Raw genomic sequence first — 16,914 nt, 5'->3', positions numbered from 1 at the left:
GCTGGGCTAAACCCCCTCGCCACATTTGTCCGCCCTGCCACCTGATCCTGCCGCACCAAACCCGATAGAACTTCTCCTCCCGCCCCCGCCTCTACCAGACAAGCCCATCTTCCCGGTGAATGCATGGATCTTGTCATTGCCCGCCCCGAAGGCCTGTACTGCCCGCCCGGAGATTTCTACATCGACCCCTGGCGTCCGGTGGAACGTTCGGTCATCACCCACGCCCACGGCGATCACGCCCGTGGTGGCAACCAACACTACCTGGCAGCGGCCCCCGGCGAAGGCATTTTGCGTTCGCGATTGGGCCAGGACATCAACCTGCAAACCCTGGCCTACGGCGAGCGCTTGCTGCATCACGGCGTGAGCTTGAGTTTTCATCCTGCCGGCCACGTGCTGGGTTCGGCCCAGGTGCGCCTGGAATATAAAGGCGAGGTCTGGGTGGCGTCCGGGGACTACAAGATCGAACCCGACGGCACCTGCGCGCCGTTCGAACCGGTGAAGTGTCATACGTTCATTACCGAATCCACCTTCGGCCTGCCGATCTATCGCTGGCAGCCTCAAGCGCAGGTCTTCGACGAAATCAATCAGTGGTGGCGCGGCAACATTGCCGTCGGCCGGGCCAGCGTGCTGTTCTGCTATTCCTTCGGCAAAGCCCAGCGGATTCTCCACGGAATTGACGCGAGCCTGGGTCCGATCCTGGCCCACGGTGCGGTAGAACCCCTGAACCGGGTCTATCGCGAGGCCGGGATCCGTTTGCCAGCGACGATCTATGCCGGCGACATCAAAAAGAACGACCCAATCATGAACCAGGCGCTGATCATCGCTCCCCCCTCTGCCGGTGGGAGCACCTGGATGCGCCGTTTCGGTGACTACAGCGACGCCTTCGCCAGCGGCTGGATGCGCCTGCGGGGCACCCGTCGGCGACGCGGCGTGGATCGCGGCTTTGTGCTGTCCGACCACGCCGATTGGCCCGGCTTGCTCTGGGCCATCGAACAGACCGGCGCCGAGCGGGTGATGGTCACCCACGGTTCAGTGGGCGTACTGGTGCGCCATTTGTGCGAGCAAGGCCTGGATGCCCAAGGCTTCAGCACCGAATATGGTGACGATGAAGAAGACTCAGGCAGCGCCACCGACGAGGACGCGTCATGAAAGCCTTCGCCCAGTTGTATGCCGAACTGGACGCCACCACCTCCAGCAATGCCAAGCTCGCCGCCATGCAGGATTACTTCACCAAGGCCCCGCCCCAGGACGCAGCGTGGGCCGTGTATTTCCTGTCTGGAGGGCGCCCGCGACAACTGGTGCCGGTCAAGACCTTGAGGGAACTGGCGGTGCAGATATCCGGGTTGTCGCTGTGGCTGTTCGAAGAAAGCTATCAAGCCGTGGGTGATCTGGCTGAAACCATCTCACTGGTCCTGCCAGAATCACCTCAGCGTTCCGACGAAGGCCTGGCGCTGTGGATCGAAGAGAAACTCCTGCCGCTGCGCGGTGAATCGCCCGAGGTGCTGGCGGTGCGGTTGCCGGCGTTGTGGGCGCAACTCGACCGAGCCAGCCTGATGCTGTGCATCAAACTCATCACCGGCAGTTTCCGCGTGGGCGTGTCCAAGTTGCTGGTCACACGCGCGCTGGCGGCCATGGCCGGGCTGGACAGCAAACGGGTCGCCCAACGGCTGGTGGGGTATACCGACCTGTCCCATCGTCCGACCGCTGCAGGCTACCTCAAGCTCATCGCTGCCGAATCCGCTGATGAGCACGCCCAGCGCGGCGGCCAGCCTTATCCGTTCTTCCTGGCTCATGCGCTATCGCAAGCGGTGGAGCAATTCGACACGACGCTGGGACCGGCCAGTGACTGGCAGGTGGAATGGAAGTGGGACGGAATCCGCGCCCAGGTGGTCAAGCGCGATGGCCATTTGTGGGTCTGGTCCCGGGGCGAAGAGTTGGTCACCGAGCGCTTTCCCGAATTGCACAGCCTGGCGCAGGCGTTGCCCGACGGCACGGTGATCGACGGCGAAATCGTGGTATGGAAAGCCGCGCCGCCATCCACCGCGGATGCCTTCGATCCGGATACGCCGCTGGAACCGAGGGTGCAGCCCTTTGCCCTGCTGCAACAACGCATCGGCCGCAAAACCCTGGGCAAGAAAGTCCTCGAAGACGCCCCCGTGGTGGTGATGGCCTACGACCTGCTGGAATGGCAAGGCGAGGATTGGCGCAGTCGTGTGCAGACCGAGCGCCGCGAACAACTACAGACCCTGATTACCCGCTGCCGCAGCGCGGTGCTGCTGCCCTCCCCGATCATCACCGGCAAGGATTGGTTCGACCTCGCCCGGCAGCGCGAAGCGTCCCGCAGCCTCGGCGTCGAAGGCATGATGCTCAAGGCCCGCGACGCGCTGTACGGCGTTGGCCGGACCAAGGACATGGGCGTGTGGTGGAAGTGGAAAATCGACCCGTTCAGTGTCGACGCGGTACTGATCTATGCGCAACGCGGGCATGGCCGCCGCGCCAGCTTGTACAGCGACTACACCTTCGCCGTCTGGGACAACCCGCCGGGCAGCCGCGAACGCACACTGGTGCCGTTCGCCAAGGCGTATTCGGGGCTGACCGATGACCAAATGCGTCAGGTCGACAGCATCGTGCGCAAGACCACCGTGGAGAAGTTCGGCCCGGTGAGCAGCGTCACGCCGACCCTGGTTTTTGAGCTGGGCTTCGAAGGTATAGCCTTGTCCAAACGCCACAAGAGTGGGATCGCCGTGCGCTTCCCGCGGATGCTGCGCTGGCGCCAAGACAAAAGCGTCGAGGAGGCTGACACGCTGGCGACGCTTCAGGATCTGTTGAAAGGTTGACCGTTCTCCTCCGAACAGGGCCAGCGTCGGCCCGTGTCATGACGCCCTCCACATCAAGGCGAAAATACTTTCACCCGGTACTTCAAAACGTATGCGTCCATCCCGGCACTGGACAGGGGCATCGCGCTGGCGGCTATCAGGACCGAAAAGGGCGAGGGATGGGCAGGCAGTGCCTGCGCCCTGCAGGCTGATCCGTTGCAGACGGTCGCCCTTGTTTACCCCCAGCACGCTGCGTTCGTTGCCGCGGGCCATCGCCAGGGCATCGACCTCGAACGCGCTGTTGTCCATACGCAGAACCTGATCGAGCCAGTGCGACTGGATGAATTGCTGCGCCAAGCCTACCGGTTTGAGCTCGAAGCGATCGGGTCCTGGCAGGCGGATCATGCCTTTGAGGTGGTGCGGATCGTCAGCGGCCTGAAACCAATTGAGCACGTCGAGCAAACCATCCTGGGCTGAGTTGATCGCAACCGAGGCCCACCAGAGCGATGCGAAGTGCGTCTCCTGTTCGTAGGGGCTCACGCTTGAGCCACTGGAGATATTGGTCTGGTCCAGCAACAGCGCCTTGCGTGGCCGGCCATTGGCTTGCAGGCCGACGACTTCGGCAGCCCGGCGCACGGAGTCGCGGTAGACCCGTGTGGCCAGCAGGTCGCGAATCATCCACTCGTGCCAGGCCAAGGCATCGATTTGTGCTGCCGATTCGTCGAGCATTCGCCGAGCCCAGTCGATGCCACGGTGCTGGGCGCCTCGTCGCGTAAACGGTCCGTTGACGAAACGCGAGCTGGCGGGCATGGCGATGCGCACACCGGCCTCCCGCGCCCCCGGGTAGTCGAGCACCTGACGATACATGGCGTCGAAGAAGTGCTTGTACGTCGCATAGTCGGGATAGTTGTAATTGGGTTCGTCGGCAAACGAGAGGTAGTGCGTGCCGCTACCCAGGGCTACGGTGGCCGCCAGCCAGGCGTTAAGGCCGGCGTTGCTCTGGCTGTTGGCCTTCAGGTCGGCCTTACGCCCAGTGGCGGCCAGCAAGGTGATGTTCGTATCAATGCCACCGCGTTCCAGATAAAAACGTCTGAAGGCATCTTCGTAATGGGGGTCAGCGGCCATGATGTCGACGGCGCTGTAAAAGCTGCCCGCACGGGGCTTGAGCGCGTCGAGCGCGCTGTAGCTTGCCGGCGGTGGAAGCAGGTAGGGCAAGGCCAAGCCCAGGCGCGGCGTGGGGCCCAGCATGTCGGGGTGCAGGGCCAGTTCGGTGCGGCCGCTGTCCTGCCGCAGCGGCTGCAGGTGCTGCGGGCGCTGGGCGAACAGGTTGGCGGTGCCGTCCAGCCAGAAGGCCGCTTTGCCTCTACCTTGCAGGCGCAGGCGCCAGTCTTGATCCCTATCGCTGACGGGTAAGGCAACCTGGTCGAACTTCGGGTACTCCTGGTAGGGCTTGAGCCTCAGTTCGACTGTTTTGCCATCGCCCAGGCGCTCGGCATTCAGAGCTCTGACGCCGCCGAAATACTTGCCTGCCAAGATCGCCTGCTCGCCACCGCGGACCTTGAAATACAACTCGACGTTGGCGGCGGTCTCGACGCTGAAGTGCACTTTCGTCGGCGCGAACAGGGCGACGGTCTTGTCGTCGTGCTCGAAGCGATAGCGCCTGAAGCTATAGCCGGGGACTTCGACACGGTAACTGGCGGCGCTGGCGGGCAATGCCCAGTCTTGTTTGCCGCTCCCTTCGCTGGCGGGAATAAAACGCTCGTCGCGCAGTTGCCCCTGGCCGTCGAGCAAGTAGATGCGTTCTTCATTAGCGTCGGTTTGCCAGGCCGGCACCCAACTGACGCGCAAGGTGTCATCGCGCCCTGCCTGCAAATAGAGGCTGCCGTCACGCACATCGCCCCAGCGCATTGGCGCGGCCTGGGCCAGGCTGCTGAACGCCAGCGTTAATATCACGGCGATGCGTTTCATAATGTCCTTTTCACCATCTAACTGAGGCGCGTTGGCGCTCTGCCATCATCGCTCTATACAGTAGTCGCTGTGTAACAGGCGTGAGAAAAATAGTGTGAATCGTCGATGAACGGCATTTGAAGATATGTATTCAGATGGCGTTTTATGCGCTTCTAAAAAAACTATTGATGTCCCGCCCACTAGCAGTTTTTCTGACGCCGTAATTGCGTCATCAGGGTATCTATCACGACAATAAAAAACCGACTTGCTCTTTTAAAGAGCAATGCTAACGTGACATCAGAGCCCACTATTTATTTAAGTGTCTTAAACCGTCCAGATCCTGCGCCAGGCCCTTCATGCAACAGTGACGGGGATACCCTCATTCAGGGAGTGGGCAGCCGCCCTCCCAGGGTGCTGCCCCAATGACGTGGCGACCGGAGTGAAACCCAAGACGTGCCAATCGTACAAGCAAGGGAGCCTGACATGCGCGCAGAGCAGCGGTTTCATTCACTGGACAGTTTCAGGGGATTGATGGCCATTTCAGTAATGCTCTATCACTTGCGCGTCAGCGGTAGTTTTACCGAATGGTTGTTATTCCGTCACGCTGAAGTATTTGTATCTTTCTTTTTTGTATTGAGTGGCTTTGTATTGACGCACGCCTATGGCAGCTCGGTAAAATTTAACTTTAGAAAGTTCTTCATTTCACGAACCTTCCGCTTGCTTCCCTTGCACCTCTTTATGTTGGGCGTCTTTATACTGTTAGAGTGCGGTCGATATTGGGCTGCGCAAAAAGGCATGGACTTCAACAATGCGCCATTCTCAGGAAAGTTCGCCCCTTCTGAAATCCTGCCGAATGCACTGCTGTTGCAATCCTGGACGCATTTGACTAACCCACTGTCATTCAACTATCCGTCCTGGAGCATCAGTATCGAGTATTACACCTACATGATCTTCGCCCTGATCGTGTGTATCGCTTTCGGCATCAGGACATGGATATGGGCGACGGTGATGCTCCTGGCCTTGGCGCTGATGTATGCCGGTAATACCTTCTTCACCATCGAGTCGCTGCGCGGCCTCGCTTACTTTTTCACTGGCTGTCTGGCTTACGCCGTGTACCTGAGGCTCCCTCAGCCCAGCCGGGCCCAGACCTGGTTATTGAGCACGCTTGAAGTGGCGGCTGTGACAGTGGCGCTGATTTTCGTGATCAACGATTTTGCAGGCAAGCAGTTGTGGGCCAGTCCGTTGTTCGCTGTCATCGTTGTGATATTCGCCTTTGATCGTGGCGCCGTGTCGCGGCTGTTGGCGGGCCGTGGCTTCGGTTTTCTCGGCAAGTTGTCTTATTCCATCTACCTGACCCACGCGGCCGTTCTGTTTTGCGTAGTGTCGGCATTCATGGTGGCGAAGAAAATCGTTGGCGTTGACATTGCACCGGTGATCGACGGGACTCGCTACCTGGACCTCGGTAATGTACTGCTCAACAACCTCATCGCTTTGCTGGTAACGGGATCGGTAGTCCTGGTGTCGATGTTCACCTACCGATATGTCGAAATGACCGGGCAATCCCTTGGCCGAGCGCTTAGCAACACCCCCTCGCACAGCGGTCCGGTATTGAGACCTGATACCGAGGCGTGAAAAAACAGCAGCGTCCGCGCCATCCTGGTGCATCTTTTAAAGCCTGCTCATCCCCGCGCACCATCACGTCCCGCTGGCTGCCGCCAAAGTTTTTAAAACGCTTGTTCGGCACTCTGGTTCGGAAATTGCTACCTTTATGCCGTCATACCGTTCTCGCCTTCACCGGTAACAATACTTACGCGCCACAAGCGCTCATATTGGTTTTAGGGATTGAATAATGAAAAAAGCACTGCTGACCCTTTCTGCACTGGCGTTGTGCATGGCCGCCGGCGTCGCCACGGCCAAGGAATACAAGGAACTGCGTTTTGGTGTCGACCCGTCCTATGCCCCGTTTGAATCCAAGGCCGCCGACGGTAGCCTGGTAGGTTTCGATATCGACCTGGGCAATGCAATCTGCGAAGAATTGAAGGTCAAGTGCCGCTGGGTCGAAAGCGATTTCGACGGCATGATCCCTGGCCTGAAGGCCAATAAGTTCGACGGCGTGATCTCGTCCATGACCGTGACCCCGGCCCGGGAAAAAGTCATCGACTTCTCCAACGAGCTGTTCTCCGGCCCGACCTCGTATGTGTTCAAGAAGGGTTCCGGCCTGAGCGAAGATGTCGCGTCCCTCAAAGGCAAGACCGTCGGTTACGAGCAAGGCACCATCCAGGAAACCTATGCCAAAACCGTACTGGACAAGGCTGGGGTCAAGACCCAGGCCTACCAGAACCAGGACCAGGTTTATGCCGACCTGACCTCCGGCCGCCTCGATGCGTCGATCCAGGACATGCTGCAGGCCGAACTGGGTTTCTTGAAATCGCCAAAAGGTGGTGACTATGAAGTCAGCAAACCCGTGGACAGCGAACTGCTGCCTTCCAAGACCGCCATCGGTATCAAGAAAGGTAACAAAGAGCTGAAGGCTCTTTTGGATAAAGGTATCAAAGCGTTACACGAAGACGGCAAGTACGCCGAGATCCAGAAGAAACACTTTGGCGATCTGAATCTGTACAGCGGCAAATAATGCGCAGCGCCCATCCGGCCTCGGATGGGCGCTTTTTTTCTGCCAAAGGCCTCTTCCATGTTCGAACAACTCCTACAAAATCTGGGGCTCAGCGCCTTCAGCCTGCAGGGCTTCGGCCCGCTGCTGATGCAGGGCACCTGGATGACCATCAAGCTGGCGGTCCTGTCTTTGTTACTGAGCGTTTTGCTCGGCCTGTTGGGGGCCAGCGCCAAGCTGTCCAGCGTCAAACTGCTGCGTATCCCGGCCCAGCTCTACACCACGCTGATTCGCGGCGTGCCGGACCTGGTGCTGATGCTGCTGATCTTCTACAGCCTGCAAACCTGGCTGACCTCTTTTACCGACTTCATGGAATGGGAATACATCGAGATCAACCCATTCGGCGCCGGGGTCATCACCCTGGGCTTCATTTATGGCGCGTACTTCACCGAGACCTTTCGCGGGGCGATTCTCGCGGTGCCCCGGGGTCAGGTCGAAGCCGCCACGGCGTATGGGCTAAAGCGCGGCCAGCGTTTCCGGTTCGTGGTGTTTCCGCAAATGATGCGCTTTGCCCTGCCGGGCATCGGCAATAACTGGATGGTGATGCTCAAGGCCACCGCGCTGGTGTCGATCATCGGCCTGGCCGATTTGGTCAAGGCCGCCCAGGATGCCGGCAAAAGCACCTACCAACTGTTTTACTTCCTCGTGCTCGCGGCGCTGATCTATCTGCTGATCACCAGCGCGTCCAATGTCGTGCTGCGCTGGCTTGAACGCCGTTACGCCGCCGGTGCACGGGAGGCGGTGCGATGATCGAACTTCTTCAGGAATACTGGCGACCGTTCCTCTACAGCGACGGCAATCACATCACTGGCCTGGCCATGACGATGTGGCTGCTCAGCGCCTCGCTGCTGATCGGCTTCGTGATCTCGATCCCGCTGTCCATCGCCCGGGTCTCCCCCAAAGTCTACGTACGCTGGCCAGTGCAGTTCTACACGTACCTGTTCCGCGGCACGCCGCTCTACATACAGCTATTGATCTGCTACACCGGCATCTACAGCCTCGAAGCCGTGCGCGCCCAGCCCCTGCTCGACAGCTTCTTTCGCGATGCGATGAACTGCACGATCCTGGCCTTCGCCCTGAACACCTGCGCCTACACCACGGAAATCTTCGCCGGGGCGATTCGCAGCATGAACCATGGCGAAGTCGAAGCGGCCAAGGCTTATGGCTTGACGGGCTGGAAGCTGTACGCGTACGTGATCATGCCGTCGGCGTTGCGACGTTCGCTGCCGTACTACAGCAACGAAGTCATCCTGATGTTGCACTCGACGACCGTGGCGTTCACCGCTACCGTTCCAGACGTGCTCAAAGTCGCCCGGGACGCCAACTCGGCCACCTTCCTGACCTTCCAGTCGTTCGGTATCGCCGCGTTGATCTACCTGACCGTGACCTTTGCACTGGTGGGCCTTTTCCGCCTCGCCGAACGCCGCTGGCTGGCCTTTCTCGGGCCGACTCACTAGGGCTTCTGTTCAGGACATACACGCAAATGCGCCACCAGATTCATGACCTGCTGGCCCCACTGCCGGGGACCGCACGCAAGATCCACAGCTTTCACTTCGGCCCGGAAGAAGCCGTCGGCAAAATCTACATCCAGTCGTCCCTGCACGCTGATGAGTTGCCCGGCATGCTGGTGGCCTGGCACCTCAAGCAGCGTCTGGCCGAGCTTGAGGCATCCGGTCACCTGCGGCACGAAATCGTGCTGGTGCCCGTGGCCAACCCCATCGGCCTGGAACAAGTGCTGATGGACGTGCCGCTGGGCCGCTACGAAATGGAGAGCGGGCAGAATTTCAACCGCCGGTTCGTCGACCTCAGCGAAGAGATCGGCAACCAGATCGAAGGCCAGCTCACGGATGATCCACAGCACAACCTGATGCTGATCCGCGAACACCTGCGCGACGCCCTCGCCCGCCAGACCGCCAGCACGCAATTGCAATCCCAGCGCCTGGTTCTGCAACGGCTGGCCTGCGACGCTGACATGGTGCTGGACCTGCATTGTGATTTCGAAGCGGTCGCTCATCTCTACACCACCCCCGAAGCCTGGCCTCAGGTCGAGCCGCTGGCCCGCTACATCGGCGCCGAAGCGAGCCTGCTGGCAACGGATTCGGGCGGTCAGTCGTTCGATGAATGCTTCACCCTGCTCTGGTGGCAACTCAAGGAGCGCTTCGGCGAACAATTCGAGATTCCCCTGGGCAGTTTTTCGGTCACCGTCGAACTGCGCGGCCAAGGCGACGTCACCCACGACCTGGCGAGTCTCGACTGCCAGGCCCTGATCGAATACCTGATCCGCTTCGGTGCCATTGACGGCGAACCGATGCCCTTGCCCGACCTGCCCTACCCGGCTACGCCGCTGGCCGGCGTGGAGCCGGTGGCGACACCGGTCGGCGGCCTGCTGGTCTACAGCGCCGTGCCCGGGGAGTACCTGGAGGCGGGGCAACTGGTGGCGCAAATCATCGACCCCATCAACGACACCGTCACCCCCGTTCATTGCTGCAATGCCGGGCTGCTGTACGCCCGCTCGCTGCGTCGCATGGCCACTGCCGGCATGGTGATCGCCCATGTCGCCGGCGCCGAAGCCTACCGCAGCGGCTACCTACTTTCGCCTTGAGGATGCATACCCCATGTACAAACTGACCATCGAAGGCCTGCATAAGAGCTATGGCGAACATCAGGTGCTCAAAGGCGTTTCGCTCAAGGCCAGGACCGGAGACGTCATCAGCCTGATCGGCGCCAGCGGCTCGGGCAAAAGTACCTTTTTGCGCTGCATCAACTTTCTGGAACAACCTAACGACGGCGCAATGAGCCTGGACGGCCAGGCGATCCGCATGATCAACGACCGCCACGGCATGCGTGTGGCCGACGAAAAGGAACTGCAGCGCCTGCGCACCCGCCTGGCCATGGTTTTCCAGCACTTCAACCTGTGGAGCCACATGAGCGTACTGGAAAACATCACCATGGCGCCGCGCCGGGTGTTGGGCGTCAGTCAGCAGGAAGCCGAAGACCGTGCCCGTCGTTATCTCGACAAGGTCGGCCTGCCGGCGCGAGTGGCCGAGCAGTACCCGGCGTTCCTCTCCGGTGGTCAGCAACAGCGCGTGGCCATCGCCCGCGCCCTGGCGATGGAGCCGGAGGTGATGCTGTTCGACGAACCCACCTCGGCCCTTGACCCGGAGTTGGTGGGAGAAGTCTTGAAGGTGATTCAGGGCCTGGCCGAAGAAGGCCGGACCATGATCATGGTGACCCACGAAATGAGCTTCGCTCGCAAGGTGTCTGATCAGGTGCTGTTTCTGCACCAGGGCCTGGTGGAAGAAGAAGGCGCGCCGGAAGACGTGCTGGGCAATCCCAAAAGCGAGCGGCTCCAGCAGTTTCTCAGTGGCAACCTGAAATAAACCCGACAAACCTGAAAGACTGCTTCTGTGGCGAGGGAGCTTGCTCCCGCTGGGCTGCGAAGCAGCCCCCAGGCGCTGGATGACACGCTGCTGGGGACGCTGCGCGTCCAGCGGGAGCAAGCTCTCTCGCCACAAAAGCGCCCTCGCCACGATTTTCTTCATTAAACCTTTCATCCCTCACCGCGGTCACTGAAAGAGGACTTTCAGGGCGCACGCGGCGGGTATGGCGACATCCAACAACTACGCAAACCAGTGGTTCAGCGCCCGCGGCTGGAAGCCGTTCGCCTTTCAAAAACAAGTGTGGGCTGCCGTCAAACGCGACGAATCCGGGCTGTTGCACGCCAACACCGGGGCCGGCAAGACCTACGCCGTGTGGTTCGCGGCGCTCAACCGGTTCGCCCGCTCGGCGCCACCGCCGGATAAACCCCGTAAACGCAAACCAGTGACCGAACCGCTGACGGTCCTGTGGATCACGCCGATGCGCGCGCTGGCCGCCGATACAGGCAAAGCCCTCGAGGCACCACTGGCAGAGCTGCAGATTCCATGGAGCGTCGGCCTGCGCACCGGCGACACCAGCGCCAGCGAACGCGCCCGCCAGGGTCGGCGTCTGCCCACCGCGCTGATCACCACGCCCGAAAGCCTGACCCTGATGCTCGCCCGTGCCGATGCGCAAACGGCTACCTCGACGCTGCGCATGGTCGTGGTGGATGAATGGCACGAGTTGCTCGGCAACAAACGGGGGGTGCAGTTGCAATTGGCATTGGCGCGCTTGCGGCGCTGGCATCCCCAACTCATCGTCTGGGGTGTGTCCGCCACCTTGGGTAACCAGGCCCACGCCGAACAGGTATTAATCCCGCAAGACAATGGCATCAGCGTGCAGGGGGCCAACGGCAAGGCGCTACGGGTCGATACGCTGCTCCCCCCGGCCCTCGAACGTTTTCCGTGGGCCGGCCACATCGGCCTGAAGATGCTGCCCCAGGTCATTGCTGAAATAGACGCCAGCAGCAGTTGCCTGGTTTTCACCAACACCCGGGCGCAATCGGAAATCTGGTATCAGGCCATTCTCCAAGCCAGGCCGGACTGGGCCGGGCTGATCGCGCTGCATCACAGTTCATTGTCCCGGGAAACGCGCGACTGGGTAGAGCAGGCCCTCAAGGAAGGGCAGCTCAAGGCGGTGGTCTGCACCTCCAGCCTGGATCTGGGGGTGGACTTCTTGCCAGTCGAACGGGTCCTGCAAATTGGCTCGGCCAAAGGCGTGGCGCGGCTGATGCAGCGCGCCGGGCGTTCTGGTCATGCGCCGGGGCGGACCTCGCGGGTCACGCTGGTGCCGACCCACAGCCTGGAGCTGATCGAAGCCGCCGCCGCACAAGACGCCGTGGCTCAGCGGCGCATCGAACCCCGGGAATCGCCCCACAAGCCGCTGGATGTATTGGTCCAGCATCTGGTCAGCATGGCCCTGGGCGGCGGTTTCCTGCCTGACGAGCTGTTTGAGGAAGTGCGCGGCGCCTGGGCCTATCGGGACCTCAACGAAGCCGAATGGGCCTGGGCCCTGGCCTTCGTGCGCCATGGTGGGCTGTCATTGACCGCCTATCCCGACTACCGGCGGGTCGAGCCGGACGAACACGGCGTGTGGCGAGTCCCCGATGCGCGACTGGCCCGACGACATCGCATGAGCATCGGCACCATCGTCAGCGACGCCAGCCTGCAATTGAAGTTCTGGAGCAAAGGCGGTGGCGGCAAGACCTTGGGCAGCGTGGAAGAAGGCTTCATCGCTCGCCTGCGGCCTGGAGATGGTTTTCTGTTTGCCGGACGCTTGCTGGAATTGGTCCGCGTCGAAGACATGACCGCCTACGTGCGACGCAGCCAGGCCAAAAAAGCCGCCGTGCCGCGCTGGAACGGCGGGCGGATGCCGCTTTCCAGCGAGCTGGCCGGCGCCGTCGTGGCCCGTCTGAGCGAGGCCGCCACAGGCCGCTTCGAGGGCCCGGAGATGAGCACCGTGCAGCCCTTGTTATCGATTCAACAACGCTGGTCCGGTTTACCCACGCAAGAAACATTGTTGGCCGAGCGCCTCAAATCCCGCGAGGGCTGGCATCTGTTTCTGTATCCCTTTGCCGGGCGCCAGGTTCATCTGGGGTTGGCGAGCCTGCTGGCCTGGCGCGTCAGCCAACAACAGCCGGTGACGTTTTCCATCGCGGTGAACGATTACGGCCTGGAACTGCTCAGTGCCACGACACTGGACTGGACGCAGCACCTGGGGCCGGAACTCCTGAGCGTCGACAACCTGCTGGCCGATGTGCTGGCGAGCCTGAACGCCGGAGAGCTGGCGCTTCGACGCTTTCGCGAAATCGCCCGGATCGCCGGACTGGTATTTGCCGGCTATCCCGGCGCGCCAAAAAGTACCCGTCAAGTCCAGGCGTCCAGCGGGTTGTTCTTTCAGGTGTTCAAGCAATACGACACCGACAACCTCTTGCTGGCCCAGGCCGGGGAAGAGGTCCTGCGTGAAGAACTGGATATACGTCGACTGGAGCAGACCTTGGAACGCCTCAATACTTTGAAGCTCGACCTGCATGCCATTAAACGCCCCACCCCACTGGGGTTTCCCTTGCTGGTGGAGCGATTCAGGGAAAGCATGAGTTCGGAGAAGCTCGCCGATCGCATCCGGCGGATGGTCAGCGAACTGGAAACGACCGCTGATCGTGGTGACGCCTGATGCCGGCGCCCTATCCCGTCAGCCTGGCCGGCGAAGAACTCTGGCTATTGCCGGAAAAAGCCCTGTACTGGCCTGCCCAGCAAACCCTGATGGTCGCCGATGTGCATTTCGGCAAGGCCGCTGCTTATCGCAGCCTTGGCCAACCGGTGCCCCATGGTACGACGGCCAGCAACATCGCCGTGCTCGACGGGCTACTGGCGAGCCTGCCATGTCGCCAACTGATCTTCCTAGGCGACTTTCTCCACGGTCCAGGTTCCCATGCCCCAGGCACCTTGAAGGCCCTTTGTAGCTGGCGTGAACGACATCAGCACCTGGCCATGACGCTGATTCGCGGCAATCACGACAAACGTGCCGGCGACCCGCCGCCAGCGCTGAACATCCGGGTCGTGCCGGAGCCTTTGTTGCTCGGACCTTTCGCCGTACAACATGAGCCCAATCCGCATCCCTGCCGCCACGTCCTGGCGGGCCATGTCCATCCCGTCTACCACCTGAGCGGCAAAGGACGGCAACGGCTGCGCCTGGCCTGCTTCCGGCTCGCCAGCGACATCAGCCTGCTACCGGCCTTTGGCGCATTCACAGGGGGTCATCGGGTCGAACAGGACAATGACTGCAGGATCTTTGTCATTGGGGATAACGAAATATGGCCCGTCAGTTGAAGCACACGTGCTTTCCACTGACGGGCCATTTTGCGATCAGGCAACAGGCGCAGGAGGCGGCTCATCTGGCAGGGTGGGTTCACCGGGTTCGCTGGGTTCTAGGGGCTGTTCGTTGGGGGTATCGGGATCAGGCTGGCCTGGAATACCGCCCGCCGCTTCGGCAGGGTGGGCCAGTAATGACCAAGCCATGACACCGATCTGATTGGGCTCAAGCTTTGCCAGTTCGGCACTGATTCGCGGATCGATCTTCATAGAGCAACTCCTGGGCGAAGGCCCGCTGCGCTGAGGCAAAAAAAACGGGCAGTACACCCCATAGAGTGCCTGCCCGCCCAGGAATTCAAACTGTTCGTCAGAATCAGGTACGCGGCAGCGTTACGCCGCGCTGGCCCTGATATTTACCGCCACGATCCTTGTAGGACACTTCACATTCCTCATCGGACTCAAGGAACAGCATCTGCGCCACACCCTCGTTGGCATAGATTTTTGCCGGCAAGGTCGTGGTGTTGGAGAACTCCAGGGTCACATGCCCTTCCCACTCAGGCTCCAGCGGCGTGACGTTGACGATGATGCCGCAGCGCGCGTACGTGCTTTTACCCAGGCAGATGGTCAGCACGTTGCGCGGGATACGGAAATACTCGACGGTGCGTGCCAGGGCAAATGAGTTCGGTGGAATGATGCAGACGTCGCTCTTGACGTCGACGAAGCTCTTCTCGTCGAAGTTCTTCGGGTCCACGGTCGCCGAGTTGATGTTGGTGAACACCTTGAATTCATCGGCGCAGCGCACATCGTAGCCGTAGCTGGAGACGCCGAAGGAAATCAGCCGATCGGCGCCTTCGCCACGCATCTGGCGCTCGACGAAGGGCTCGATCATGCCGTGCTCTTGCGCCATGCGGCGAATCCACTTGTCCGATTTGATGCTCATGGCGGTTTCCTGAAATAGCGAGGTGGAAAAAATACGTCCGGCATCTTACCGGGGCGCGAGGCCGGGTTCAAAGTGCGGGACGTAAATCTCGCCGATCCACCTTGATTTCCTGGTCCTGACGGCAATACCGCTGGCCGTCAGTCACCAAAACCGAGAAACCTTCGCAAAGACCATTGGCACATTCAGGAAAAAGGGTTAAGGTGACGTCACTGTGTTGCTTGTGTCACTGAGAATCTCTACACGATATGTTGAATTTCGATCCAACCATCTACAAGAATTTTTCCTGCTCTTTGCACTCAGTCTCGGCCAGGGTTCTTCCTGAGTCGCAGTTATCTTTGTTCAAGGAGTTACACCATGTCTAATCGCCAAACTGGTACCGTTAAGTGGTTCAACGATGAAAAAGGCTTCGGCTTCATCACTCCACAATCCGGTGACGACCTGTTTGTTCACTTCAAAGCAATCCAATCCGACGGCTTCAAAAGCCTGAAAGAAGGCCAACAGGTTTCTTTCATCGCTACCCGCGGTCAGAAAGGCATGCAAGCTGAAGAAGTTCAAGTTATCTAACTTGTCCTTGCTTTAGTAAAAAGCCCCGCCCTCAAAAGCGGGGCTTTTTTGTGCCTGTGTGTTTTTGCCCACGCACAAAAAAAATGTGGGAGCGAGCCTGCTCGCGATAGCGGCGTGTCAGTCAACGTTGATGTTGCTGATCCGCCGCTATCGCGAGCAGGCTCGCTCCCACACGGGTTGGTTGCTAGACCGGGATTACCAGGTCACGCCAAACCCTGCGGTGTAGCGCGTCTTGCTCAAGTCGCTGTCTTCGGTGCCCTCAATGACATCTTTCTCGGCCTTGAGGTTGAGCGAAGCCCAGTCGGTAACTTTGTAGCGCAGCCCCACCTCGGCGTCGTAGCCATATTCGGCAACACTGGACAGCGGCTTGCCGACTTCGCCATTGGTGAAGAACTCGACGCGCTTGCCAATCAGGTAGCGGTTGTAGTCCCACTTCATGGCGATGGAATAGAAGTTGTCGGTCCCACCGTCGCGGTATTCATAATCGGTGCGGTTGAACAGCGAACCCAGCGAGAAAGCACCCAGCTCGTCATCCCAGAACTGGTAGCCCGGACCGGTACCCACCACGCGCTGGCGAGCCAGCTCTTCGACTTTGTCGCGCTTGTAATTCAGGCGCCCTTGCCAGAACCATTTTTCCGTCAGGAAGCGGTCGAGGGAATACTCCAACCTCCAGTTGTCGGTGGAAACCACGTCATCCTGGAACTCACGGTTGTATTCGCCTTCGGCGGTATGCCGCCATCTGCCGTGGCGTGCCGAGGTCTTGAAATCGATGTCGTAGTCATCGGTATCGTTTTCCGCGCGCTGATAATCCAGGGCAGCATCGATATTGCCCTTCCACACCAGATCCTCGACCACCGGTTTGGGTTTGAGGATTTGCTGGATACTGCCCAGCTCGACGGTTTTGGGTCCGTCGCCGTTGGCCAGGGTCACCTTGCCGTCCTCGGCAGCCTGCAGCGCCTTGGCTTTTTCGCCGGTGTAGGCATCCTGCTTGACCAGCAATTGCTGGTCGCTCTCAAGAGTCTTGACCTGTTTCCAGTCGATGGGAATCGCGCCGGCGTAATCGGTCTGGATCAGCAACTTGCCGCCATCGAAAACGGTGATCTTGCCGCTGAGCTTGTCGCCGTTCTTCAACCAAACGGTATCGGCAAGCAATGGCATGGAGGCGCTGGTGACAGCTAGGCATAGCAGGGTTCTAGACAACATAAGCGTATAAAGAGCTCAAGTTTGCGGTAAAAAGGCGGCATTATCCCC

At 60.2% G+C, this 16,914-nt stretch carries 15 protein-coding genes; 11 read left to right on the top strand and 4 right to left on the bottom strand.

The features are described 5' to 3' along the window. Positions 1-123 precede the first annotated feature (123 nt). Complete coding sequence (locus CRX69_RS04365; RefSeq protein ID WP_047228416.1) at positions 124-1,149, top strand: ligase-associated DNA damage response exonuclease; 1,026 nt, start codon at positions 124-126, stop codon at positions 1,147-1,149. After that, on the top strand, positions 1,146-2,837 hold the full coding sequence (locus CRX69_RS04360; RefSeq protein WP_047228417.1) for an ATP-dependent DNA ligase: 1,692 nt from the start codon (positions 1,146-1,148) through the stop codon (positions 2,835-2,837). Before CRX69_RS04365 ends, CRX69_RS04360 begins: the two co-directional genes overlap by 4 nt. A 36-nt stretch (positions 2,838-2,873) precedes the next feature. On the opposite strand, the gene CRX69_RS04355 is transcribed toward CRX69_RS04360, so the two are convergent. Then, positions 2,874-4,784: a hypothetical protein gene (locus CRX69_RS04355; RefSeq protein ID WP_107321603.1), complete on the bottom strand. Its 1,911-nt coding sequence runs from the start codon at positions 4,782-4,784 to the stop codon at positions 2,874-2,876. Between the two features lie 462 nt (positions 4,785-5,246). Here CRX69_RS04355 and CRX69_RS04350 point away from each other — a divergent pair, with 462 nt between their 5' ends. From CRX69_RS04350 to pdeM, 8 genes are all read left to right on the top strand, one after another. Continuing rightward, complete coding sequence (locus CRX69_RS04350; RefSeq protein WP_107321602.1) at positions 5,247-6,395, top strand: acyltransferase family protein; 1,149 nt, start codon at positions 5,247-5,249, stop codon at positions 6,393-6,395. 217 nt (positions 6,396-6,612) lie between these two features. Continuing rightward, positions 6,613-7,395: a transporter substrate-binding domain-containing protein gene (locus tag CRX69_RS04345; RefSeq protein ID WP_047228420.1), complete on the top strand. Its 783-nt coding sequence runs from the start codon at positions 6,613-6,615 to the stop codon at positions 7,393-7,395. Positions 7,396-7,452: 57 nt separating this feature from the next. Then, the gene (locus CRX69_RS04340; RefSeq protein WP_047228421.1) at positions 7,453-8,181 is read left to right on the top strand and encodes an ABC transporter permease; all 729 of its coding nucleotides are present in this window, start codon (positions 7,453-7,455) and stop codon (positions 8,179-8,181) included. Further along, positions 8,178-8,888: an ABC transporter permease gene (locus tag CRX69_RS04335; RefSeq protein WP_047228422.1), complete on the top strand. Its 711-nt coding sequence runs from the start codon at positions 8,178-8,180 to the stop codon at positions 8,886-8,888. The genes CRX69_RS04340 and CRX69_RS04335 overlap by 4 nt, the downstream gene beginning before the upstream one ends. Positions 8,889-8,914: 26 nt before the next feature. Beyond that, positions 8,915-10,033, top strand: coding sequence for a succinylglutamate desuccinylase/aspartoacylase family protein (locus tag CRX69_RS04330; protein ID WP_047228423.1), 1,119 nt, complete (start codon positions 8,915-8,917; stop codon positions 10,031-10,033). A 13-nt stretch (positions 10,034-10,046) separates the two neighbouring features. Further along, entirely contained in the window at positions 10,047-10,811 is a 765-nt protein-coding gene (locus tag CRX69_RS04325) for an ABC transporter ATP-binding protein (protein ID WP_047228424.1), read from the top strand. Positions 10,812-11,034: 223 nt separating this feature from the next. Next, positions 11,035-13,521 (top strand): ligase-associated DNA damage response DEXH box helicase, encoded by a 2,487-nt coding sequence (locus CRX69_RS04320; RefSeq protein WP_107321601.1) that lies wholly within the window; start codon positions 11,035-11,037, stop codon positions 13,519-13,521. After that, positions 13,521-14,177 (top strand): ligase-associated DNA damage response endonuclease PdeM, encoded by a 657-nt coding sequence (pdeM, locus tag CRX69_RS04315; RefSeq protein WP_107321600.1) that lies wholly within the window; start codon positions 13,521-13,523, stop codon positions 14,175-14,177. The genes CRX69_RS04320 and pdeM overlap by 1 nt, the downstream gene beginning before the upstream one ends. Positions 14,178-14,213: 36 nt before the next feature. Here the strand turns inward: pdeM and CRX69_RS04310 are convergent, their stop codons facing one another. Together CRX69_RS04310 and dcd are read right to left on the bottom strand one after the other, a co-directional pair. Then, positions 14,214-14,429: a hypothetical protein gene (locus CRX69_RS04310; RefSeq protein ID WP_047228427.1), complete on the bottom strand. Its 216-nt coding sequence runs from the start codon at positions 14,427-14,429 to the stop codon at positions 14,214-14,216. A 103-nt stretch (positions 14,430-14,532) separates the two neighbouring features. Next, positions 14,533-15,099, bottom strand: coding sequence for a dCTP deaminase (gene dcd / locus CRX69_RS04305; RefSeq protein WP_003184751.1), 567 nt, complete (start codon positions 15,097-15,099; stop codon positions 14,533-14,535). A gap of 354 nt (positions 15,100-15,453) precedes the next feature. Between dcd and CRX69_RS04300 the strand changes: the two genes are divergently transcribed. After that, positions 15,454-15,663 (top strand): cold-shock protein, encoded by a 210-nt coding sequence (locus CRX69_RS04300; protein ID WP_002554837.1) that lies wholly within the window; start codon positions 15,454-15,456, stop codon positions 15,661-15,663. 195 nt (positions 15,664-15,858) lie between these two features. Here the strand turns inward: CRX69_RS04300 and CRX69_RS04295 are convergent, their stop codons facing one another. Next, positions 15,859-16,866 carry a DUF481 domain-containing protein gene (locus tag CRX69_RS04295; protein ID WP_107321599.1) on the bottom strand — a complete coding sequence of 336 codons (1,008 nt, stop codon included), beginning with the start codon at positions 16,864-16,866 and terminating at the stop codon, positions 15,859-15,861. Positions 16,867-16,914: the final 48 nt, after the last annotated feature.

It is taken from the genome of Pseudomonas rhizophila (assembly GCF_003033885.1).
Lineage (GTDB): Bacteria > Pseudomonadota > Gammaproteobacteria > Pseudomonadales > Pseudomonadaceae > Aquipseudomonas > Aquipseudomonas rhizophila.
Note: the sequence above shows the minus strand (reverse complement) of the source record. Positions and strands in the feature narration are given on the sequence as shown.

Coding starts and splice junctions, on each gene's coding strand:
- CRX69_RS04365 (WP_047228416.1), top strand. CDS start 124: ATGGATCTTGTCATTGCCCGCCCCGAAGGCCTGTACTGCCCGCCCGGA.
- CRX69_RS04360 (WP_047228417.1), top strand. CDS start 1,146: ATGAAAGCCTTCGCCCAGTTGTATGCCGAACTGGACGCCACCACCTCC.
- CRX69_RS04355 (WP_107321603.1), bottom strand. CDS start 4,784: ATGAAACGCATCGCCGTGATATTAACGCTGGCGTTCAGCAGCCTGGCC.
- CRX69_RS04350 (WP_107321602.1), top strand. CDS start 5,247: ATGCGCGCAGAGCAGCGGTTTCATTCACTGGACAGTTTCAGGGGATTG.
- CRX69_RS04345 (WP_047228420.1), top strand. CDS start 6,613: ATGAAAAAAGCACTGCTGACCCTTTCTGCACTGGCGTTGTGCATGGCC.
- CRX69_RS04340 (WP_047228421.1), top strand. CDS start 7,453: ATGTTCGAACAACTCCTACAAAATCTGGGGCTCAGCGCCTTCAGCCTG.
- CRX69_RS04335 (WP_047228422.1), top strand. CDS start 8,178: ATGATCGAACTTCTTCAGGAATACTGGCGACCGTTCCTCTACAGCGAC.
- CRX69_RS04330 (WP_047228423.1), top strand. CDS start 8,915: ATGCGCCACCAGATTCATGACCTGCTGGCCCCACTGCCGGGGACCGCA.
- CRX69_RS04325 (WP_047228424.1), top strand. CDS start 10,047: ATGTACAAACTGACCATCGAAGGCCTGCATAAGAGCTATGGCGAACAT.
- CRX69_RS04320 (WP_107321601.1), top strand. CDS start 11,035: ATGGCGACATCCAACAACTACGCAAACCAGTGGTTCAGCGCCCGCGGC.
- pdeM (WP_107321600.1), top strand. CDS start 13,521: ATGCCGGCGCCCTATCCCGTCAGCCTGGCCGGCGAAGAACTCTGGCTA.
- CRX69_RS04310 (WP_047228427.1), bottom strand. CDS start 14,429: ATGAAGATCGATCCGCGAATCAGTGCCGAACTGGCAAAGCTTGAGCCC.
- dcd (WP_003184751.1), bottom strand. CDS start 15,099: ATGAGCATCAAATCGGACAAGTGGATTCGCCGCATGGCGCAAGAGCAC.
- CRX69_RS04300 (WP_002554837.1), top strand. CDS start 15,454: ATGTCTAATCGCCAAACTGGTACCGTTAAGTGGTTCAACGATGAAAAA.
- CRX69_RS04295 (WP_107321599.1), bottom strand. CDS start 16,866: ATGTTGTCTAGAACCCTGCTATGCCTAGCTGTCACCAGCGCCTCCATG.